The organism is Micromonospora sp. KC606, from assembly GCF_004348675.1.
In the GTDB taxonomy this organism is placed as follows: Bacteria; Actinomycetota; Actinomycetes; order Mycobacteriales; family Micromonosporaceae; genus Micromonospora.
This window is the reverse complement of sequence record NZ_SMKN01000096.1, coordinates 1-21,628: the sequence shown is the minus strand read 5'-3', so window position 1 is coordinate 21,628 and position 21,628 is coordinate 1. Positions and strand designations below refer to the sequence as shown.

17 protein-coding genes and 1 riboswitch are annotated in these 21,628 nt (G+C 72.3%); of the genes, 5 read left to right on the top strand and 12 right to left on the bottom strand.

Annotated features, from left to right (window positions below; all coding sequences use genetic code 11):
- Positions 1 to 28: 28 nt before the first annotated feature.
- Positions 29 to 301, bottom strand: coding sequence for a DUF4031 domain-containing protein (locus E1193_RS18545; RefSeq protein WP_132184456.1), 273 nt, complete (start codon positions 299 to 301; stop codon positions 29 to 31).
- Positions 302 to 336: 35 nt separating this feature from the next.
- On the opposite strand from E1193_RS18545, the gene E1193_RS18540 reads away from it, so the two are divergent.
- Positions 337 to 1,737 carry an FAD-linked oxidase C-terminal domain-containing protein gene (locus E1193_RS18540; protein ID WP_132184455.1) on the top strand — a complete coding sequence of 467 codons (1,401 nt, stop codon included), beginning with the start codon at positions 337 to 339 and terminating at the stop codon, positions 1,735 to 1,737.
- Positions 1,738 to 1,777: 40 nt separating this feature from the next.
- On the opposite strand, the gene E1193_RS18535 is transcribed toward E1193_RS18540, so the two are convergent.
- Both E1193_RS18535 and E1193_RS18530 read right to left on the bottom strand, forming a co-directional pair.
- Entirely contained in the window at positions 1,778 to 2,158 is a 381-nt protein-coding gene (locus E1193_RS18535; protein WP_243707765.1) for a hypothetical protein, read from the bottom strand.
- Between the two features lie 214 nt (positions 2,159 to 2,372).
- Positions 2,373 to 4,190 (bottom strand): glycerol-3-phosphate dehydrogenase/oxidase, encoded by a 1,818-nt coding sequence (locus E1193_RS18530; RefSeq protein WP_132184458.1) that lies wholly within the window; start codon positions 4,188 to 4,190, stop codon positions 2,373 to 2,375.
- 488 nt (positions 4,191 to 4,678) lie between these two features.
- Between E1193_RS18530 and E1193_RS18525 the strand changes: the two genes are divergently transcribed.
- Both E1193_RS18525 and E1193_RS18520 read left to right on the top strand, forming a co-directional pair.
- Positions 4,679 to 7,153 (top strand): S8 family serine peptidase, encoded by a 2,475-nt coding sequence (locus tag E1193_RS18525; protein WP_132184457.1) that lies wholly within the window; start codon positions 4,679 to 4,681, stop codon positions 7,151 to 7,153.
- Between the two features lie 76 nt (positions 7,154 to 7,229).
- Entirely contained in the window at positions 7,230 to 7,466 is a 237-nt protein-coding gene (locus E1193_RS18520; protein WP_132184453.1) for a hypothetical protein, read from the top strand.
- A 65-nt stretch (positions 7,467 to 7,531) separates the two neighbouring features.
- Here E1193_RS18520 and groL read toward each other — a convergent pair whose 3' ends face one another.
- The 3 genes from groL to E1193_RS18505 all read right to left on the bottom strand — a co-directional run bounded on the left by groL (position 7,532) and on the right by E1193_RS18505 (position 11,311).
- Positions 7,532 to 9,154: a chaperonin GroEL gene (groL, locus tag E1193_RS18515; protein WP_132184452.1), complete on the bottom strand. Its 1,623-nt coding sequence runs from the start codon at positions 9,152 to 9,154 to the stop codon at positions 7,532 to 7,534.
- Positions 9,155 to 9,429: 275 nt separating this feature from the next.
- Positions 9,430 to 10,557 (bottom strand): hypothetical protein, encoded by a 1,128-nt coding sequence (locus tag E1193_RS18510; RefSeq protein WP_243707764.1) that lies wholly within the window; start codon positions 10,555 to 10,557, stop codon positions 9,430 to 9,432.
- A gap of 550 nt (positions 10,558 to 11,107) precedes the next feature.
- Positions 11,108 to 11,311 carry a cold-shock protein gene (locus tag E1193_RS18505; RefSeq protein WP_013288855.1) on the bottom strand — a complete coding sequence of 68 codons (204 nt, stop codon included), beginning with the start codon at positions 11,309 to 11,311 and terminating at the stop codon, positions 11,108 to 11,110.
- Positions 11,312 to 11,532: 221 nt separating this feature from the next.
- Between E1193_RS18505 and E1193_RS18500 the strand changes: the two genes are divergently transcribed.
- Complete coding sequence (locus E1193_RS18500) at positions 11,533 to 12,063, top strand: GNAT family N-acetyltransferase (RefSeq protein ID WP_132184450.1); 531 nt, start codon at positions 11,533 to 11,535, stop codon at positions 12,061 to 12,063.
- Positions 12,064 to 12,308: 245 nt separating this feature from the next.
- Here E1193_RS18500 and paaN read toward each other — a convergent pair whose 3' ends face one another.
- The 5 genes from paaN to E1193_RS18475 form a co-directional block, all read right to left on the bottom strand.
- Positions 12,309 to 13,982 (bottom strand): phenylacetic acid degradation protein PaaN, encoded by a 1,674-nt coding sequence (paaN, locus tag E1193_RS18495; RefSeq protein WP_207922754.1) that lies wholly within the window; start codon positions 13,980 to 13,982, stop codon positions 12,309 to 12,311.
- Between the two features lie 52 nt (positions 13,983 to 14,034).
- Positions 14,035 to 15,072, bottom strand: coding sequence for a GNAT family N-acetyltransferase (locus tag E1193_RS18490; RefSeq protein WP_279433361.1), 1,038 nt, complete (start codon positions 15,070 to 15,072; stop codon positions 14,035 to 14,037).
- A 683-nt stretch (positions 15,073 to 15,755) separates the two neighbouring features.
- Positions 15,756 to 17,045 (bottom strand): threonine synthase, encoded by a 1,290-nt coding sequence (gene thrC / locus E1193_RS18485; protein WP_132184447.1) that lies wholly within the window; start codon positions 17,043 to 17,045, stop codon positions 15,756 to 15,758.
- Positions 17,046 to 17,056: 11 nt separating this feature from the next.
- Positions 17,057 to 17,189, bottom strand: a riboswitch (SAM riboswitch).
- A gap of 171 nt (positions 17,190 to 17,360) precedes the next feature.
- On the bottom strand, positions 17,361 to 17,810 hold the full coding sequence (locus E1193_RS18480; protein WP_132184446.1) for a DoxX family protein: 450 nt from the start codon (positions 17,808 to 17,810) through the stop codon (positions 17,361 to 17,363).
- Between the two features lie 143 nt (positions 17,811 to 17,953).
- Positions 17,954 to 20,062, bottom strand: a complete 2,109-nt coding sequence (locus tag E1193_RS18475; protein ID WP_207922753.1) for an MMPL family transporter — start codon at positions 20,060 to 20,062, stop codon at positions 17,954 to 17,956.
- A 180-nt stretch (positions 20,063 to 20,242) separates the two neighbouring features.
- On the opposite strand from E1193_RS18475, the gene E1193_RS18470 reads away from it, so the two are divergent.
- A complete protein-coding gene (locus E1193_RS18470; RefSeq protein WP_243707762.1) occupies positions 20,243 to 21,160 on the top strand; it encodes a LysR family transcriptional regulator in 918 nt (305 codons plus the stop codon).
- A gap of 128 nt (positions 21,161 to 21,288) precedes the next feature.
- Here E1193_RS18470 and E1193_RS18465 read toward each other — a convergent pair whose 3' ends face one another.
- The gene (locus tag E1193_RS18465; RefSeq protein WP_132184443.1) at positions 21,289 to 21,528 is read right to left on the bottom strand and encodes a winged helix-turn-helix domain-containing protein; all 240 of its coding nucleotides are present in this window, start codon (positions 21,526 to 21,528) and stop codon (positions 21,289 to 21,291) included.
- Positions 21,529 to 21,628: the final 100 nt, after the last annotated feature.

Here is a 21,628-nt window from a genome sequence, read left to right as displayed (position 1 = left end):
GGGCAGCCGGGCAGGCGGGCCGGGAGGGTCAGGCGGCAGGACGGTGGAGGTGCTTCGGGCGGCGGAGGCCGGCGGCGCGCAGCAGGCGGGCGACCTCACGGCTGGGGACCACCCGAGCGCCGAGCCAGACGGCCACCGGGAAGCGCTCGGCCGGGATGTCGTAGTGGTCGCGGTCGAAGCCCCGGCGGGGTGCGCCGAGCGCCTCGGCGAAGGCGTGCAGCTCGGCGTACGAGACGTCGCTGATCAGGTGCGACCAGAGCCGCCCCCGCCACGGCCAGGCGGGCCGGTCGAGGTACAGCATGGCGGCCAATCTAGCTGGCGATTAGCCTTCCCCGCATGCTTGGCTCCTCCCTCGTCGACGACCTGCGCGCGGCGCTCGGCGACGACAGCGTCCTCACCGACCCGGACCTGTTGCGCGCGCACCGCCGCGACGAAGCGGACCTCTGTGCCGCCGGGACGCCGCTGGTGGTGGTCCGGCCGCGCAGCACCGAGGAGGTGGTGGCGGTGGTCCGGGCCGCCGCCCGGCACCGCGTACCGGTGGTGCCGCAGGGGGCGCGGACCGGGCTGGCCGGCGCGGCCAACGCCGTCGACGGCGCGCTGGTGCTGAGCACGGTGGCGATGGACGCGATCCGCGAGATCGACCCGGTCAGCCGGATCGCCGTGGTGCAGCCCGGGGTGGTCAACGCCACCCTGGCCGGCGCGGTGGCGAAGCACGGGCTGCGCTATCCGCCCGATCCGGGCTCCTGGGAGTCCTCCACCATCGGCGGCAACGTCGCCACCAACGCCGGCGGGATGTGCTGCGTCAAGTACGGCGTGACGACCGAGTACGTGCTCGGCCTGGAGGTGGTGCTCGCCTCCGGCGAGGTGCTGCGGACCGGCCGGCGCACCGCCAAGGGGGTCGCCGGGTACGACCTCACCCGGCTCCTCGTCGGTTCGGAGGGCACCCTCGGCGTGATCACCGAGGTGACCGTGTCGCTGCGGCCGGCCCCGGAGGAGTCGCTGACCATGGTGGCGGTCTTCGGGTCCACGGCGGAGGCCGGCGCGGCGGTCGCCGGCATCGCCGCCAAGGGACTGAGCCCGAGCCTGCTGGAACTGCTCGACCGGACCCACCTGCGCGCGATCGAGGCGTACCGGCCGATGGGGTTGCGCACCGACGCGCAGGCGCTGCTGCTGGCCGCCGCCGACACCGGCGTACGGGCGGCGGACGACCTGGCCCAGCTCGCCGAGGTCTGCGTGGCGGCCGGCGCCGGGGAGGTGTACACGGCCACCGACGCCGTCGAGGCCGCGGCGCTGCTCCAGGCCCGCCGGCTGGCCCACCCGGCGATGGAGAAGTTCGCCGCCGACACCTTTCCCGGCGGCAACGGCGGCCTGGTCATCGATGACGTGGCGGTGCCGCGCGGCGCGTTGGCCGCGCTGCTGGACGGGGTCTCCCGGATCGCCGAGGAGTGTGCGGTGCCGATCGGCGTGGTCGGGCACGCCGGGGACGGCAACATGCACCCGAACATCGTGGTCGACCGGGCCGACCCGGCGAGCCTGGAACGGGGTCGGCGGGCCTTCGACGAGATCATGCGGCTCGGCCTGGCGCTCGGCGGCACCTGCACCGGCGAGCACGGCGTCGGGCTGCTCAAGCGGGACTGGCTGGCCCGGGAGATCGGCCCGGTCGGGGTCCGGGTACACCAGGCGATCAAGGCGGCGTTCGATCCTGAGGGGCTGCTAAACCCGGGAAAGGTGCTCTGAGCCGTGGCACGGCCGGCCCGGGCTCAGGTGGACCGCGCGATCAGGCGGTCGGCTCCGCCGGGGTGGCCTGGGTGAGCAGCAGCAGGATCTCGTACGCCACCGGCGGGCGTTCCTCGCCCGGGCAGTCCTGCGAGGTGATCAGTCCGACCGAGGTGAGCAGGCTCGACGTCAGCGCGTCTATGCAGGTGGCCCGGTACTGGCGTACCTGATCGGTCTCCCCGGCCAGCCGGGGGTCGGCGAGCAGCCCGTGCAGCCGCCCCACCTGCTCCGGGTCGAGCGTGCCGGTCGACGTGACCCCGTCACCGGCGCAGTCGTCGCACTCCCACCGGCCGTTCGGCTCCACGTTGAGCGAACGGAGCGGGCCGTCCTGACCGAGCCTCTGCACCAGGCTTACCCGGCCGGCACCGGAAGAGGCCGTCACCGCTGTCCCCTTCGGACCCCTGGTGGACGCCTCGTCCCTGCCGAACACCGAACAGGCGGTGAGGCTGACCGTCAGGACGGCGCCGGCACAGACCATGAGCACCCGTGACCACTGAGGGGGAACCACGCGCCGAAACTTACCTTACCGTGGGTAAGCGCCGGTACCCCGTGGAGCGAACGGGCGTCGATGGGTGCGACGTTCGGTGCCCGATCGATCACCGGGAGGAGGTGGGGAGTTCCAGGCTGTCTCCGTCGGCACCCCGATCCGCGGCGAAGCCGCGAACGTCGGGTGCGCCGAGCCGCGCCGCGTCGGCCGTGGCGTCGTCCGGCATGAGCTGCGACTCCCGTTCCGCCTCGACCCGCGCCCGGTAGTGCGCGACCTCCCGCTCGCGGATCGCCGCGTCCCAGCCGAGCACCGCACCCATCAGCTCCGCGGTGTGCTCCGCCGACTCCAGCCCCCGGTGGCTGGTCTCGATGGAGATCCGGGTACGCCGGGTCAGCACGTCCTCCAGGTGCAGCGCCCCCTCGGCGCGGGCCGCGTACGTCACCTCGGCGGCGAGGTACTCCGGGGCGCCGGCCAGCGGCGAGGCGAGCAGCGGGTCGGCGTCGATCATCGCCAGCAGTTCCAGGGTGAGGGTTCCGTACCGCTCCAGCAGGTGCTCGACCACCCCGACCGGCACGGCGTGCCGCCGGGCCAGGTCGGCGCGGTCCCGCCACATCGGCGCGTACCCGTCGGCGCCCAGCAGCGGCAGGTCGGCGGTGCGGGACGGGCGCACCCCGCCCAGCCGGAAGGCGGCCCGGTCGACCACGTCCGAGGCCATCACCCGGTATGTCGTGTACTTGCCGCCGGCGACCAGGAGCAGCCCGAGCATCGGCTCGAAGACGGCGTGTTCCCGGGAGAGCTTGGAGGTGGAGTCCGCCTCGCCGGCCAGCAGCGGGCGCAGCCCGGCGTAGACGCCCTCGATGTCCGCGGTGGACAGCGGTCGGTCGAGGACGGTGTTGACCTGGTCGAGCAGGTACTCGATGTCGCGCGCCGAGGCGGCCGGGTGGGAGCGGTCCAGCCGCCAGTCGGTGTCGGTGGTCCCGATGATCCAGTGCCCGCCCCACGGGATCACGAAGAGCACGCTGGTGGCGGTACGCACGATCAGCCCGGTCTCCCCGATGATCGCCGACCGGGGCACGACGAGGTGCACGCCCTTCGACGCGCGGACCCGGATGCCGGGGCGCAGCCCGACGTCGTTGAGCATCCGCGACATGTCGTCGCTCCACACGCCGGTCGCGCCGATGACCGTTCGGGCGTGTACCTCGAACTCGGCGTCCGGGGAACCGGTGGCCGCCTCCAGGTCACGGACCCGAACCCCGGTGACCTCACGGGCCTGCCGGATCAGCCCGACGGCCCGGGCGCTGCTCACCACGGTCGCGCCGAGGCTGGCCGCGGTGCGGGCCAGGGTCACCACCAGCCGGGCGTCGTCTACCTGCCCGTCGTGGTAGCGGATGGCGCCGGCCAACCCCTCGGCCTTGAGGCTCGGGAAGATCCGGCGGGCCCCCTCGCGGGTCAGGTGCCGGTGCAGCGGCATCCCTCGGCCGCCACCGAACACGCCGGCGAAGGCGTCGTAGGTGGCCACACCGGCGCCGTAGTAGGCCCGGCGGAACGCCCGCGCCGGCAGGTCGCGCAGGCCCCGCCCGGACGGCAGCGGGACCAGGATCGGCACGGGCCGCACCAGGTGCGGGGCGAGCCGGGTGGCGAGCAGCCCGCGCTCGGTCAGCGCCTCGTGCACCAGGTGGAACTCCAACTGTTCCAGGTAGCGCAGACCACCGTGAATCAGCTTGCTGGAGCGGCTGGAGGTGCCGGCCGCGTAGTCGCGCGCCTCGACCAGGGCCACCTTGAGCCCGCGGGAGGCGGCGTCCACCGCGGCGCCCGCCCCGGTGACGCCACCGCCGATGATCAGCACGTCGAACCGCTCGGCTCGGAGCCGGCGCAGGTCCGCGGCGCGGCGCTCCGGGGAGAGTTGGCCGGCGGTGGATCGGGTCAGGTTCGGGTCACGCACCCGTCCACGGTAACCGCACGGCGCCGGGAGCAGCAGAGGCGGAGTCCGGACGGGCAAACCCAACCCCATCCATTCACTCTGAGTAACGAAGCCTATCCCATGATTCCGGCATCGGCAGCGACATACCGGGCATCCATGATCCACGGACGAACTGTCGAACCGTCGGCCGGTTGCCGTGTCCACCTGCCAGTTGGCACCGATCGCACGCTGATCCCGGCAGGGCACCGCGCCTGCTTTGCTCTGCTGCCACCGGCGCGCCGGCTACTCGTCACCACCGGCTACCCGCCGTCACCGTCGCATGGAGGGCAGCAGCGCAAAGGGGCGTGGGAAGGTCACCGGAGAGAGCCGACCGACGACGGGTCGGGCAGCGCCGGACAGCGCCACGACCGATCCGGGTGACAACACCGGCGGCGGGTGGCGAACCAGCCGGTGAGGACGACAGCACCGCCACCCGACTGTCGTACTGTTTCCGGATGCGGGCCGAGGCAGCTGACTCCGGAAGCGACGACGGGGGGCGACAGGGGAGCCCGTGGGCCGTGCTGGCGGCGGCGCTGGCCGGCGGCTGGACGGTGGTCACCGCCGTGCTGCTCCAACTAGCCGGGTGGACGGTCGACCAGATCCGGCTGGCCGGCGGCCTGGACCGGTGGGCGTGGCTCTGGCCGCTGGTCGGCGTGGTCACCGTCCTACTCACCGGTCTGCCCGCCCTGCTGCTGGCGTTGCTCCCCCGCTCGGCCGCGGTGCGCGCCACCGGCCGCGCCTGGCTGGCCGGAGCGGTCGCCCTCGGCGCGCTGGGGGCGCTGCGGGCGCTGCCGCCCGCACACCACGAGCTGTACCTGACCGCGTTGGCCGCGACCGCGCTCGCGCTCGCCACCGTCGCCGCCCGGCTGCCGCACCACCTCCGCACCGCCGGGTCGCCCCAGCCGGGACCGGCCCGGCCGGATCACCCCGCGACGCCACCCGACGCGATCGCGGCAGGTGTCTCGGGTGCCGCCGGCGGCCGGTGGCCGGGCCTGGGCACCCTGCTCGCGGTGGCCGCCGGGCTGGCGCTGCTGCTTCCGTGGGCCTGGTTCGGCGCCCTCGGCGGCCTGCTGGAGACCGTAGCCGCGATGACCGCCGCGGCGGCCCTCGGCGTTCTCGCCGGGGTGTTGTTCGACAAGCGGTTCTGGGCGCCGTTCGCCCCCACCGCGCCGCCCCGACCGGCCCGGTTGGTGCTGGTCGGCGGCCTGGTCGCCGGGGTGGCCCTGCTGCTGCTGGCCGCCGGGGCCGGCCAGTCGGGGGCGCAGCTGCCCGCCCTGCTCACCGCGCCGCCGGTCGCCTTCACCCTGGCCTCCCTCCGAGCCCTGGCCCGTCGCACCGGCGCGACCGGCGCTGCCCCGACCCGATGGCTGGTCGGGCTGGCGCTGCTCGGCCCGCTGGCCTTCGCCGACCCGGAGGAGATCACCATCCTGCTGGCCACCAGCCGGGACGTGCCGTTCTGGGTGGCGGTCGCCGCGGCCGGCGGACTCGCCGTCGCGGTCCTGCTGGCCATCGGGTACGGCGTGCTGCTGGCCCGCCCGCGCGGGCCCGTGCCCAGCCGGCTGGTGGGCGCGCTGGCCACGGCGGTCCTGCTCGCCACCGTCGGCGTGGTCGGCCTGGGCCCCGGGCAACCCGGGTTGCACGGCGAGCGGCTGCTGGTGGTGCTGCGCGAACAGGCCGATCTCTCCGGTGTCCCCGCCGGGACGCCAGGTCGCGCCGGCCGGGACGCCCGCGCCGCCGAGGTGTACCGCCGGCTGGTCGCCACCGCCGAACGGACCCAGGGCGACCTGCGCCGGGACCTGACCCGGCTGCGGCTGAACCCCACCCCCTACTACCTGGTCAACGCGATCGAGACCGACGGCGGTCCCGTCGTTCGGGCCTGGCTCGCCAGCCGGCCCGAGGTGGACCGCGTCCTGGTCAGCCAGCGGCCCCGGCCGCTGCCGGCCCCGGCCCCGACCACCACCGGCGACCGGCCCGCACCCACCGGTCCCACCTGGAACATCCGGATGGTCGGCGCCGACCGGGTCTGGTCCGAACTCGGGGTGACCGGCGCGGGCGTCGTGGTGGGCAGCTCCGACTCCGGCGTGGACGGCCGTCACCCGACGCTCGCCGAGGGCTTCCGGGGCGGCGACGACTCCTGGTACGACCCGTGGGAGGGCACCCGGTCGCCGCAGGACAGGGGCGGCCACGGCACCCACACCGTCGGTAGTGCGGTCGGCCGCGACGGCATCGGCGTCGCCCCCGGCGCGGGTTGGGTGGGCTGCGTCAACCTCGACCGCAACCTGGGCAGCCCGGCCCGCTACCTGGACTGCCTCCAGTTCATGCTGGCCCCGTTCCCGCCAGGCGGAACCCCGTTCACCGACGGCCGACCGGACCGGGCGCCCGATCTGCTGACCAACTCGTGGGGCTGCCCGCCCATCGAGGGCTGCGACGCCCGGGCGCTGCGCCCGGCGACCACCGCGCTGGCCGTCGCCGGGATCCTCGTGGTCGCCGCAGCCGGGAACACCGGCCCGTACTGCGGCTCGATCGCCGACCCGCCCGCGCCGTACCCGGACGTGCTGACCGTCGGCGCGGTGGACCGGCAGCGGACGGTCGCCCAGTTCTCCAGCCGGGGGCCGGCCTCCGGCGGAGCGGCCAAACCCGACCTGGTCGCGCCGGGCGCCGACGTGCTCTCCGCGATGCCCGGCGGCGGGTACGCCACCCTCGCCGGCACATCGATGGCGACCCCACAGGTGGCGGGGGTGGTGGCGCTGATGTGGTCGGCCAACCCGGCACTCGTCGGCGACCTGGAGCGCACCCGGCGGATCCTGCGGGAAACCGCGAAACCGGCCGCGGTGGCGGCCGGCTCGGGCGTCTGCGCGGCGGGAGCCGACGCCGAGGGCGCAGGGATCGTCGACGCCTACGCCGCGGTCCGAGCGGCCCGGGCCGGTTGAACGGATCGGGCCGACCTGGTGCGTTCACCCGCGCCGGTGACCGATGACCCCTACCGTTTCGGTAGAGGAGGCGGCCATGACCATGGACGACGAGCAGAGCGACGACGCGGTGCCCGGCGCCTGGCCGCCGGCCGGCGATCCGCCCACCCCGGTGCCGTTCGACCGCCGGGACTACGGCGACGCCGAGCAGCTGGCGGAGTTGGTCGGCGCGGACGCGGCGGCCGACGAGCCGGTGAACGTCGTCGACGAACCCGTCCCGGTGCCGCCGTACGACCGGACACAGAAACGGCGCAACCAGCGGGCACTGCCCTGACGGACGCGGAAGGGGCGGGCCGCTGACGCGGCCCGCCCCTTCTCGGCGTACTGGTGGAGCTGGACTCAGAAGTCCATGTCCCCGCCACCCGGGCCGGCCGGGGCGGCCGGGGTCTTCTCCGGCTTGTCCGCCACGACGGCCTCGGTGGTGAGGAACAGCGCCGCGATCGACGAGGCGTTCTGCAGCGCCGAGCGGGTGACCTTGGCCGGGTCGATGATGCCCGCGGCCAGCAGGTCGACGTACTCGCCGTTGGCGGCGTTGAGGCCGTGACCCGCTTCGAGGTTACGAACCTTCTCCACCACGACGCCACCCTCGAGGCCGGCGTTGACGGCGATCTGCCGCAGCGGGGCGTCCAGCGCGACCTTGACGATGTTCGCGCCGGTCGCCTCGTCGCCGGCCAGGTCCAGCTTGTCGAAGGCGGTCTTGCCGGCCTGCACCAGCGCGACGCCACCACCCGGGACGATGCCCTCCTCGACAGCGGCCTTCGCGTTGCGGACGGCGTCCTCGATGCGGTGCTTGCGCTCCTTGAGCTCGACCTCGGTGGCCGCGCCGACCTTGATCACCGCAACACCGCCGGCCAGCTTGGCCAGGCGCTCCTGCAGCTTCTCCCGGTCGTAGTCGGAGTCGCTCTTCTCGATCTCGGCCCGGATCTGGTTGACCCGGCCCTGGATCTGCTCGGCGTCGCCGGCACCGTCGACGATGGTGGTCTCGTCCTTGGTCACCACGACCTTGCGGGCGCGGCCCAGCATGTCGAGGCCGACGGCGTCGAGCTTGAGGCCGACCTCCTCGCTGATGACCTGGCCACCGGTGAGGATGGCGATGTCGGCCAGCATGGCCTTGCGGCGGTCACCGAAGCCCGGCGCCTTGACGGCGACCGACTTGAAGGTGCCCCGGACCTTGTTGACGACCAGGGTCGCCAGGGCCTCGCCCTCGATGTCCTCGGCGATGATCAGCAGCGGCTTACCCGACTGCATGACCTTCTCCAGGATCGGGAGCAGGTCCTTCACCGACGAGATCTTGCTGTTGACGATCAGGAGGTAGGGGTCGTCGAAGACGGCCTCCATACGCTCCGGGTCGGTCATGAAGTAGGCGGAGATGTAGCCCTTGTCGAAGCGCATGCCCTCGGTGAGCTCCAGCTCCAGACCGAAGGTGTTGCTCTCCTCGACGGTGATGACGCCTTCCTTGCCGACCTTGTCCATCGCCTCGGCGATGATCTCGCCGACGCTGGTGTCGCCGGCCGAGATGGAGGCGGTGGAAGCGATCTGCTCCTTGGTCTCCACGTCCTTGGCGAGCTTGAGCAGCTCCTCCGAGACGCTGGCCACGGCAGCCTCGATGCCCCGCTTCAGGGCCATCGGGTTGGCGCCGGCGGCCACGTTGCGCAGGCCCTCACGGACCAGGGCCTGGGCCAGGACGGTCGCCGTCGTCGTGCCGTCACCGGCGACGTCGTCGGTCTTCTTCGCGACCTCCTTGACCAGCTCGGCGCCGATCTTCTCGTACGGGTCCTCGAGCTCGATCTCCTTGGCGATGCTCACACCATCGTTGGTGATGGTGGGGGCACCCCACTTCTTCTCGAGCACGACGTTGCGGCCCTTGGGGCCGAGGGTCACCTTCACGGCGTCGGCGAGCTGGTTCATGCCCCGCTCGAGGCCGCGGCGCGCCTCTTCGTCGAACGCGATCATCTTGGCCATACGGCGTTGTCCTCCTGGACACTCACGGGCCACCCGAGTGTGTGCCCCGGATGGGCCGCCTGGTGTACGCACCTTGGGACGTCGCCACCTGGCGACGACGACGTCCTTCGGCCGGGCCGGATAGCCCGCGACGACCGGCCATGTGCCCCGGAGACGTTTCGGAACGTCACCGCGACCGTGGCCCCACCGCCCCGACCTTTGGCACTCGCGTCATGCGAGTGCCAATGACTTGTTTAGCACTCTCCCCTGCCGAGTGCAAGCACACTCCGGATCGGTCAGCCGAGTTCCGCCGCCAGCCGAGCGGCGTCCACCGGCCCTTCCTGCGCCCGCTGCTCGGCGTACGCGGCGACCAGCCCGACGAGTTGCGCCAACTGGAACGGCAGGGTCAGCACCCCCGACAGCAGGATCACGCCGAGCACCGCCACGGCCGGGCCGGGCGAGGCCAGCGGGTCGACCCCGAATGGGGCCGTCGCGATCTCCTCCAGCACCGCGCCGACCCCGACGCCGAGGAGCAGCGCCAGGGCCACCAGACCGACCCGGCCGAGGACCAGACCGAGCCGGTCGTGGAAGAACCGGAAGGACCGGCCGATCGGGCTGTGTCGTTCGAAGAGATAGACCGGGCCGGCGAGGGCGAGCGCGAAGGCGAGGTAGATGCCGGGCAGGATGAAGAAGCACGACCCGGCCAGCACCAGCAGCGAGACCAGCAACTGCCAGCCCCACAGGCCGGGCGCACGGCGCAGCCCGTACCGGAACGCGCCGCCGAAGGCGACCGGCTCGCCGGCGGCCTGGCGGGTCACCACCCACGTGCCGCCCGCCCAGCCGACACACTGCACCAGGCTGGACAGCACACCGACCACAAGAACGACGACTCCGAGGATGGCGAGGTCGCGGAAGAAATTGTCGGGCAGGGAGCCGTCGGCCGGCAGCGACCGCGGCGCGGCGAACGAACTCAGCCCGAGGACGACCACCGAGATCACCAGATTGGGCAACACCTGGGTCAGGAACAACAGCGGCAGCAGCAGCCGCCAGCCTCGGCGCACCGCCCCGGCACAGCGCGCGAACCAGCCGTTCACCCCGGCGTACGGCGGATTGACCAGCGGGTCGTGGGGGTTTCCGCCGTACCCGACGGGCCAGCCGTACGGGAGGTGGCCGCCGTGGGGCGGGTAGCCCGGGTACGGGACGACGCCGGGCGGGTAGCCCGGGTACGGGACGACGCCGGGCGGGTAGCCCGGGTACGGGACGGTGCCGGGGTAAGCCTCCCCCGGTTGCGACCCGGCGCCGGGTGGGAAGGTGTGGGCCGGCGGCGCGGCCGGAGGCCACGGGTACGCATCGACCGGCTGCCCGGCGGCGGACGGCTGTCCGGCGGGGGTCTCGCCCGCCTTCGGCCACGGCGGCCCGGTCACGTCGCCGGCCGGCGGACCTGACCCGTCAGCCCCTGTCGCGGAGGGCGCGTCCGCCGGGTCGGGACCGCCCGACTGCCGGGGCGCCGTCGGATTCGAGGGATCGGGTCGGCCGCCCGAGCCGGACGAGGCCGCGGGGTCGGGCTCGGAAGCACCCGGCGGGGACTGGTCGTACATGAGCCCTCCTCAGCGACGGCAGCTGTAGCGACTCATGATCTTTCCTGGTGCCCGCCACCCACCGCTGCCCCGCCGGGCAGGGAGCGAGCGGGCCGGGACGCCAGCCGCCCGGCCGCGTCCGGGGCAGGACCAGCTGCTGTCGATGGTCGCTGAGCTGCCCTGCCCGCCCGGGTCCTCGCCGCCAGAATCGAGCCCGTGAGGGTGCGCGGAGTCGTCATCCTGAGCTCGCCCTACCTCGCCATGTCGCCACAGCCTTCCGCACCGGTTGCTTACAGCTCTGCGGATCGCACGCCTCGCCAACCAACAGACCAGCTACCACGACAACCGAGCGGAGGCGGCCGGTTCAACCGCCACCGCTCAGCGACCCGACACCCTCTCAGGCGATGACGCGGACCCGCTCGGCCTGGGGCCCCTTCTGGCCCTGGGCGATCTCGAACTCCACCCGCTGACCGTCGTCCAGCGCCTTGTAGCCGTCCATCTCGATGGCGGAGAAGTGGACGAAGACATCCTGGCCGCCGTCGACGGCGATGAAGCCGTAGCCCTTTTCGGCGTTGAACCACTTCACGGTGCCCTGTGCCACGGTGCACTTCCTCACTCTGCGCGGCGTTTCACAACTCCGGACGCCGGCGGGCCGGCACCGGGCGGCCCCTCGTTCGGCGAGCGGCGACGGCCGCTGAATCGGTGACCGAAATCGCACGCTACACGAAGCGTGACGACGGCGCACGACCACAAATCGGGCAATATCGGACGCAGGATAGCTGCCGTCCCCATCGGCGGCCATCGCTGCGGTAAGCAGATGGCATGACACCTGCCCCGGCCCTTCCGGACGCGCGGACGGCCACCGTCCGCCGGGTACACCCCGCAGACGCCGCCCGGATGCGGGCGCTACGCCTGGAGATGCTCGCGGACTCCCCGCTGGCCTTCCTGGAGACGATCGCCCAGGCCGCCGCCCGTCCGCACGCCGAGTACGCCGCCCGGGTCGCCCACGTCTCCCAGGGCTGCCACACCGCTCAGTTCGTCGCGGACCCCGGCGGCCGGCTGGTCGGGCACGCCGGTGGGATGGCCTCCCCCGACGAGCCGCATCTGACCGTTATCTACGCGGTGTACGTGACGCCCGCCTGGCGCGGCCTGGGACTGCTCGGCCGCCTGGTCGACGCGGTGGCCGCCTGGTCCCGGGAGTGCGGCCGCCCGGAGCTGATGCTGGAGGTGGTGGTCGGCAACGACCGCGCCTACCGGGCCTACCAGAGGATCGGCTTCACCGACACCGGCGTGCGCGTCCCGCACCCCACCGTCGGGGCCATGCGCGAACTCCAGATGCGCCGCCCCGCCTGACGACTCCGCAAGCCGTGGGCCGTGGCCGTAGGGCCTGGGGCCGATGGCCGGGAGGGCCGATGGCCGGGAGGGCCGATGGCTGCCGAGCGCCCCGGGACCGTCCGGTCGGGGCGCTCGGCGTCGGCGGGACAGGCCGTGCGGCGGGCCGGACTACGCCAAGTCGGCCCATCACCGGCCGAGGAAGCCCCCGGACCGCTAGATTGGGCTCCACCCTGCGGCTCGCCCGAGCCAACCACGGTGCCACGTCAGGCGTGCCGCCGGCTCTGCACGATGCGGAACCGGTTCGCGACGTACGCGCCGTCGGTCAGTGCGGCGTTGGCGGCCGGGTTGGCGCCGCTGCCGTGGAAGTCGGAGAACGCGGCGGACTGGTTGACGAAGACCCCGCCGGTCAGGTTGCAGGACAGGTGCACCCCGACGTCGATCGCGGCGGCCTCGGCCGCGTCCAGCACGGCCGCGTCTGTGGAGTAGACGGCGGCGGTCAGCGCGCCCTTCGCACCGACCGTGGCGCGGAGGATCTGCAGGCTGTGCGCGGTGGAGTCGGTCGCGATGACGAACGAGATCGGCCCGAACCACTCCCTGCCGTACACCTCGGTGTCGTCGGCGGCCAGCCGGACGATGGTCGGGGTCCGCACCACCGCGCCGGGCAGCGACGGGTGTTCGACGGTGCGCGACTCCAGCACCGCCGTACCGACCTTGGTGACCTCGTCGAGACGCGCCAGCACCCCGTCGTTGACGATGGCACCGGTCAGCTCCACACCCCGGGCCGGGTCGGCGGTGAGCTTGCCGACCGTGGCGGCGATGCCGGCGGCCACCTCGTCGAGGCTCTTGTGCCCCTGGTCGGTGGCGATGCCGGCGGCGGGGATGAGGATGTTCTGCGAGGTGGTGCACATCTGGCCGCTGTAGAGGGTGAGCGTGAACCCCAGGTTGCGGCACATCCCGGCGAAGTCGTCGGTGGAGTCGATGACGACGGAGTTCAGGCCGGCCTTCTCGGTGTAAACGGCGGCCTGCCGGGCGTTGGCTTCCAGCCAGTCGCCGTACTCGGTGGAACCGGTGAAGTCGACGATCTTCACGGCCGGGTGCAGGGCCAGGGTCGAGGCGAGCCGCTCACCCGGGGCCTCCGGCGCGAGCAGCACCAGGTTCGGGTCGAAGCCGGCCTCGGCGAGCACCTCGCGGGCGTACCGGACGGTGATGGCCAGCGGCAGCACGGCGCGCGGGTGCGGCTTGACGACCACCGGGTTGCCGGTGGCCAGCGAGGCGAAGAGCCCAGGGTACGAGTTCCAGGTGGGGAAGGTGTTGCAGCCGATCACCAGCGCCACACCACGGGGCACCACGTGGTAGGTCTTGGTCATCCGCAGCGGGTCTCCCTTGCCGGCGCTCTTCTCCCAGGCGGCCGTGCCCGGGTGCCGGGTCATCTCGGCGTACGCGTAGGCGACCGCCTCCAGCGCACGGTCCAGGGCGTGCGCCCCACCCGCCTGGAAGGCCATCACGAACGCCTGGCCACTGGTAAACTGCACCGCGTTGGCCAGCTCGAAGACGTGCCGGTGCAGCCGGTCCAGGATCTCCAGGCAGACCCCCACCCGGGCCAGAGGGCCGGCGTCCCGCCACGCGGGCAGCGCGGCGGAGGCGGCGGCGACCAGCTCGTCGGCGCCCGCGTGCGGGTAGCGCACGTTCAGCGGCAGCCCGAACGGGCTGCTCTCGGTGGCGACCCGGTCGTCGGAACCGGGCTGGTCGAGGGGGAAGTCGCCGTTCAGGTACGCCTCGAAGGCGGCCCTGCCGTCGGCTGCGGCGGTCTCGCCGTACACGCGAGGGCTGGGCGACTCGGGGTAGGCGGACCAGTACCCCCGCTCGGTGATCGCGGTCAGCGCCCGGTCGAGAATGTCGGCGTGCCTGTCGTACAGGGCCTGCGGGGTCTCCGTCATGCCCGCCATCATGCAACAGGAGGGGCCCAGATCAGTAGGGCCGTGTCACAACTCAGATCGCCAACTGCCACTCCACCGCGGCGTCCAGCGGTCGGAAGCCGAGCTGCTCGTTGATAGCGATCATGTGGACGTTCTCGGCGGCGTTGTAGGTGTCGACCGCCCGCAGTTCCGGCTCGTACGCCAGCGCGTGCTCCAGATTCTCGATCTTGCAGAGCACGCCGAGCCGGTGACCCCGGTGGTCCGGGTCGACGATGGTGGTCTGCTGCCACGCGTGCCAGGTGCTGCTCGCGGCGAGGGTGAGCTGGCTCCAGGCGACCAGCCTGCCGCTGGCCTCGTGCACCGCTCCGACGTGGTACCGACGAACTCCCCGGATGTCGAGCGCCCGCTCCGTGCCCCGGATCCGGCCGGCGTCGATGTTCTCCTGCTCCCATTCGAGGTCGCCCGTGGGCGCGTCGATCATCATCCGCCCCTCCAGGTAGGCGACGTCGGCGACGTACTCCTCGGGGGTGGTCTGCCGCCAGCGGACCGCACGGTAGCCGGTCGCCGCGCCCCGGGCGGTGGCGGCCAGGGCGTCGAGCGCGGCCCGGTCCAGGGCGGTGGTGTCGAGCCGGCGGCGGACCTCGGCGACCGCGGGTCGGGCGCCGACCGCCGCGGCGAAGGCGTCCCCGGCGGGGTCCCGCGCCGGGCCCCCGGGCAGGGCGGAGACAGCCTGGCCGACCACCCGCTTGCGGCCGGCCTCCCGCAGCAGCCGCAGGCCGTGCTCGTGCAACGCCCGCCCCACACCCCGTCGCCGGTACGCCGGGTCCACCACCAGCTCGACCCGGGCGTTCTCGGTGTTGTCGAGTTGGGGAAGTTCGAGGCGCAGCCAGCCGGCCGGCGACCCGTCGAGCCGGGCCAACGCCAACCGGGTGGCGAGCCCGGGCATGGGCTGCCGGACGAGTGCCTCGAAGCGCTGCCGGCAGTAGGGCGGGAGGCCCGGAAGGTCGGCCGGCAGAGCAGCGGCGGCGATCCGGTACGCCGCATCGACGGCGGCCTGGTCGGCGGGGTCGACGATGGTGATGGTGATGGTCATGCCGTGACCCTGCGTCAACGGACGACGAAAGGGCCAGCGAATATTCGCCGACCCTTCCGGACGCTGGTCGGGAGGGACGTCCGCACAACGCCTCCGGCGTTGGGTCGCAAGAACTTGAAAAGTCTCCGGCGGATGCCCTCCCGCACGGAGCATTTTGCGCCGTCCCTTTCCTGCCGTCAAGTCCTCGGTGGCGGGTTTTCCACACTCACAGCAAAATGCCAATCACCCGACGGATCGGCACCATCCCCCGTCCGGACGATGCTCCCCTCCTCCGTCTGACCCAACTCTGATCCACTCGACCAGCCCCCGGCTCCACCCCGGCTCGCTACGGCCCGTTCCCGGCCGGCCCGGCCCACTCTCTCCGGCCCACTCCTCGGCCGCCCCTGCCCACTCCCCGACCCGCTCGGCCCACTTCCCCCCGGGCCGCTCGGCCCGCCCGCTCCGTTTCGGACTCTCGCTCCACACCCTCGATCCACTCCAACCGCGCCAGGTCGCAGCATCCGACCCGACACAAACCCCAACATGCCGCAAACGGAGTCGATCACACCCAGCACACCCAGCCCCGCAGGGCGAGGGTGGGGCAGCCCCTGCCCCGTCCGGGACGGGGGGCGAGGTGGACAGTGCCGCCCGGGGTCGAGCCGAGGCAAGGCGCGGCCGGCACGGACCAAGGCGAGGGGCGAGGGCGCGATATGGCGGGGCAGTCAGGAGAGCAGGCCGGCGGCGCGGGCGGCGCGCAGCGAGGGCTTGATCCGGTGCGTCGGGCCGACCTGACCGGCCACCGCGTCGATGGTCTTCAGTCCCTCGCCGGTGTTGAACACGACCGTCTCGGCGCTCGGGTCGAGGCGGCCGGACTCGACCAGCTTGCGCAGCACCGCCACGGTCACCCCGCCGGCGGTCTCGGCGAACACCCCGGTGGTGCGGGCGAGCAGCCGGATGCCCTCGCGGATCTCGTCGTCGTCGGCGTACTCCATCCAGCCGCCGGTGCGGCGCACCGCCTCCAGGGCGTAGAGACCGGCCGCCGGGTCGCCGATGTTGAGCGACTTGGCGATGCCGGTCGGCTTGACCGGGACGATGGTGTCCCGGTCGTCGTGCAGGGCGGTGGCGATCGGGTTGCAGCCGGCGGACTGCGCCCCGAACACCTTCCAGCCACCGGCCGGTGCCTCCGCCAGGCCGATCTCGACCAGCTCGCTGAACGCCTTGTCGACCTTGGTGAGCAACTCCCCGCTGGCCATCGGGATGACCACCTGGGCGGGAATGCGCCACCCGAGCTGCTCGGCCACCTCGTACCCGAGGGTCTTGGAGCCCTCGGCGTAGTAGGGGCGGACGTTGACGTTGACGAAGGCGGTGTCCTCGAACTCGTCGGTCTCCACCAGCTCACCGCAGAGCCGGTTCACGTCGTCGTACGACCCGTCGATGGCGACCAGCTCACCGCCGTAGACGGCGGTGGTGACGACCTTGCCCTGCTCCAGGTCACCGGGGATGAAGACCACCGAGGGCACCCCCGCCCGGGCCGCGTGGGCGGCCACCGAGTTGGCCAGGTTTCCGGTCGAGGCGCAGGCGAAGCGGGTGAAACCGAGCTGGCGGGCGGCGGTCAACGCCACCGAGACGACCCGGTCCTTGAACGAGTGGGTCGGGTTGGCGCTGTCGTCCTTCACCCAGAGGGGCGCGGTGACGCCCAGCGCGGCGGCGAGGTGCGGGGCGGCGACCAACGGAGTCAGCCCGGGGTCGAGGGTGACCCGGGTGGCCGGGTCCTGACCGGCGGGCAGCAGTGCGGCGTACCGCCAGATGTTCTGCGGGCCGGCCTCGATCTGGGCACGGGTGACGGCGGCGAGAGCGGCGGCGTCGTAGTCGACCTCCAGCGGCCCGAAGCACTCGAAGCAGGCGTGCTGGGCGGCCAGCGGGTAGCGGGCGGAACAGGCGCGACAGACCAGGGCGCGGGCGGGGCTGGTGGCGGTGTCGATGCCGGCGGGAGCGGGAAGCGTCGACGTCATGTCGAGAAGTCCTCTCATCTTTCCCCACATCGCACCTTGCGGCGGGGACGGAATTGGCACCTGCCCGCGTCGACTCGTCGTCGAGCGTGCGGGTGGTTGCCGGGGCGTCGTCGGGCCGTATCCCTCAGCCCCTCTGGATGAGGTATGCAGTTGTACCGAGCAGTCTAAGCAGATCCGGGACGGACGCCCAGCCGACTTCCCACGCTGTGAGCCATCCCCCACTGCCGCAGGTCAGCGGGCCGCGAATGCTCGCCGGTACGCAGCACGTCGCCGGAGACCCCGGGGCCGGTGTCCGACGACGTGCCCCCGATCGGATCAGGCGGGGACCGAGTTCCGTTCGGTCACCGCCGGGCGGGTCACCTGCCCACGGCGTCGGCGCAACACCGTGTCGAGCGCCCACGGGCCCGCGCCGAGCACCATGATCAGCGCGAACGACCAGCAGAAGAGCGCGGCGAGTTCCCCGCCGTTGCGCAGCGGCAGCAGCCCGTCGGGCTGGTGCACCACGAAGTAGGCGTACGCCATCGAGCCGGACGCGACGAGCGCGGCCGGTCGGGTAGCGAGCCCGACCATCACCAGCGCCCCACAGAGCACCTGGATCAGCCCGGCCCACCAGCCGGGCCACTGGCCGACCGGCAACGCTTCACCGGTGCGCGGGATGCCGCCGAAGAGGCCGAAGACGGACGCCAGGCCGTGGCAGAGGAAGAGCAGGCCGATCACCATGCGGAACAGGGACAGGGCGGGGCCACTCAGCCGGTCAAGATTCATCTGGTCACCTCTGAAGAGTGGGAGAGGTCAACACCCGGAGTGAGGTATTGATTAGTTTAGCTTAATCAATACCTTGCCCCTGGGAATATCCGCCCGCAGAGTTCACCGCCGGAGGGCGCGACAACCGAGGCGAGGCCGGGCCGTCAGGTGCCCGCGAGCGCGGGTTCTGAGTCCGGCCTGCCCGCCGGCGGCTGGGGATCGTCGTGCTGCTCGAACAGTTTGCTGGGCCACCACATCCATCGACCCACGTCCAGGGTCAGCGCGGTGACCAGGACCGAGCGGACGATCATGGTGTCCAGCAGCACGCCGAACGCCACCGCGAACCCGAGTTGCGCCGCGAACACCAGTGGCAGCGCGCCCAGCGCCGCGAAGGTCCCGGCCAGCACCAGGCCCGCCGAGGTGATCACGCCGCCGGTGGCGGACAGGCCCGTCAGCGCGCCGCGTCGGGTGCCGTGCAGCATTGCCTCTTCGCGAACCCGGGTGACCAGGAAGATGTTGTAGTCGATGCCCAGGGCGACCAGGAACACGAACACCAGGAGCGGGAAGTTCGCGTCCGCCCCGGCGAAGCCGAACACGTGGTTGAACACCAGAGCGCTCACGCCGAGGGCCGCTCCGAACGACAGCACCACGGTGGCCATCAGCAGCAGCGGTGCGACGATCGCCCGCAGCAGCAGCGCGAGGATTCCGAAGACCACGACGAGCACGATGGGGATGATCACCTTGGAGTCGCGGGCGGCCGACTGCTGGATGTCGAGTGCTGTCGCCGTGTTACCGCCGAGCAGGGCATCCGCACCCTCGATCTGGTGGATCGCGGCTCTGGCCCGCTCGACGGTGCGCATCGCGGCCCCGCTGCCGGGAGGGTCGTCGAGCGTTCCGAGAACGAGGGCCTCACCATCCTTGATCATCGGTGCCGCGACGTCGGCGATCCCTGGTACGCCGGACAGCACGGTCTTGACCTGCTCCGCCGAGGCGGCCTTCGCCACGACATAGACGGGGTCACCCGACCCGGCCGGGAAGTGCCTGGCCTGGATCTCCTCACCGACGCCCGCCTGCGTCTCGATGGTGAACTGGCCCCTGCTGGGGATCCCGTCGGCCTTGAGCCCCGACACCCCGATCGTCATGACGCCGAGGACGAGCGCGGTGCCGATCCACACGATCCGCGGCCGGCGGGAGACAGCGACGCCGACCCGGGTCCAGAAGCTCGGCCGGTTCGCCCCGGCCGATCCGTACGACGGCTTCACCGGCCAGAAGATCCAGCGGCCGCAGATGACCAGCAGGGCCGGCATCAGCGTGACCATGGCCAGCAGGCCGACGAGGATGCCGATGGCGCTGGCCGGCCCGAGTCCCCTGGTGGAGTTGAGCGTGGCGAGCATCAGCACCAGCAGGCTGACCGCGACGGTCGCGGCGCTGGCGATGATCGCGGGACCTGAGCGGCGCAGGGCCTCCGCCATGGCTTCGTGCCGGTCCTCGTGCCGCCGCAACTCCTCCCGGTACCGCGAGATGAGCAACAGTGCGTAGTCGGTGGCCGCGCCGAACACCAGCACGGTCAGAATGAAGCTGGTCTGCGTGTTGACGGTGAGCCCCGCGTTCTTCGCCAGCAGGTAGATCACCGCTTCGGCCGTGACAAGAGCGCCACCCGCGGCCAGTAGCGGCACCAGTGGCAGCAGGGGGCTGCGGTAGGTCAGCAGCAGGATGGCGACAACCACCAACGCGGTGATCGTCTCCACGAGACCGCCTCCGCCGAAGGACTTTACCGAGTCGGACGCGTAACCTGCCGGCCCTGTGACGTGGAACCCGAGACCGTTGGCGTTCTGCTCACCGACCCTGGTCATCGCGTCGATGACCTTGCGGGCTCCGTCCCAGCCTTCCTTACCGTCGTGAACCTGGACCACGGTCTGAATGGCCTTGCCGTCCTGGGACTTCGATGGGCCCTGTGGTTGCCCCACGACGTTCCTGATGCCCTCGAATGCCTCGGCGTCGGCCCGAGCTTTGGTCATGTCGGCGGGGGTGACGCCCCCCGGCCGGTCGTAGATCACAATGGCGGGCAGGGTCTCGGCGGGCTGGAACTTACCGGCCTGCTCGACGACCTTGGTCGACTCCGCGTTGCCGGGCAGCCAGGCCGCACTGTCGTTCTTCTCTACGTCGCCGAGCCTGCCGGCCAGCATCAGCGCCGGGACCAGCAGAGCGATCCAGAGGGCCACGATGACCCACTTCGCCACCCTGCCGGCGGGCAAGGTCGTTACTTTTCGCATCATCGGGATTCCTTGCTGTCCAATCGGCATGGGAAAGATCGACGTGAGGGTCTCGTCGGAGTTGGCAAGGTCGCCCGGTTCAGCAGGAGGTTCAGCACCGAGCCGGTCAAGGTCATGTGACCGACGCTAGGGTCCCGATGAGTTAACCTCAAATGCAACTTCTGCACAGCAAGGATGCATGTGACGCAATCACGGCTGGATCTGAACCTGCTCACCGCGCTCGACGCGCTGCTCAGCGAGCGCAGCGTGGGTGGCGCCGCGCGGCGGTTGCACCTCTCCGCGCCGGCCATGAGCCGCACGCTCGCACGCATCCGCAAGGCCACCGGCGACGCCATCCTGGTGCGCACCGGCCGCACCATGACGCCGACGCCACGGGCGCTGGAGATTCAGGTCGCCACCCGCGAACTCCTCGAGCGCGCCGAGGCGATCTTCACGCCGCCGGGTATGCCGGACCTGCCCCGGCTGACCCGCACCTTCTCGATCGCGGCCGCCGACCTGGCCGCCGTGGTCGGCGCGCGGTTGCTGGACCGGATTCGCCGCGAGGCGCCCGGTGTGACGCTGCGGCTTCTCGGCGAGAGCGCTACCGATTCCGGCCGTCTGCGGGACCGCGACGTCGATCTGGAGATCGGCGTCATCAGCGGCGCGCCACCGGATGTCCAGGTGCAGCCACTGGCGGAGTACGAGATGGCGTTGGCGGTGCGGGACGGGCATCCGCTCACCCGCGGCCGTCTCACTGCGGCCCGGTTGGCCGCCGCCGACCACGTCAGCGCCTCCTACTGGGGCCTCGCCACCGGCCCGCTGGACACCGCACTCGCCGCGCACGGCCTGCGCCGCGCGGTGGTCGCGGTCGTACCGTCGTACACCGAGGCGCTGCTGATGGTCGCGCGCAGCGACCTGGTCGGCCTGTTGCCGGTACGGCGAGGCGAGCACGCGTTATGGGTACCCGGGGTGCGGGTCCTCGCCCCGCCCGTCGTACTGCCCAGTATGAAGGTGTCGCTGGCGTGGCACCGCCGGCACGACACCGACGGCGCGCACGAGTGGCTCCGCCACTGCGTGACTGAGGTCATCACCGCCCCCATGACCAAGGCATCCCGGTAGTCGCTGGAAGGTGGTCGACACTCCGGCGGCACCCACGGCAGCCCTAGCCGGGCAAGCGCCCGGCCGCTACGGACCCGATCAAGCGTGAGTTCACCGCACCGGCGCCACTTCGAGCGCGTGCGCCGGCTCTAGTTCCGCGCGCCTGGCACGAACACCCCCAGACCCTGGTGGCCGTACAGCTCGCCGGTCTCGATCAGGATCGTGATGGCCTGTCGGACGGTCGACTGACTGCCCACCTCGTACAGGTCTGCCAACTCCTTGGTGGATGGCAGCTTGTGACCGGGCGGCCACTCGCCTTCGGCGATTCGCCTCCTGATGTCAGCAATGATCCGGCGGTAGTGCGGCTCGAACTTGCGCGGTGTGGACATGCGAGTACTCCCAGCTAGGCACTATTCCCCGGCCGGGGTAGCGCGTAGCAACGACCCGGACCCCCTCCGGGCCGGCCGTCGTGCTGCCCCAACGCCCCAC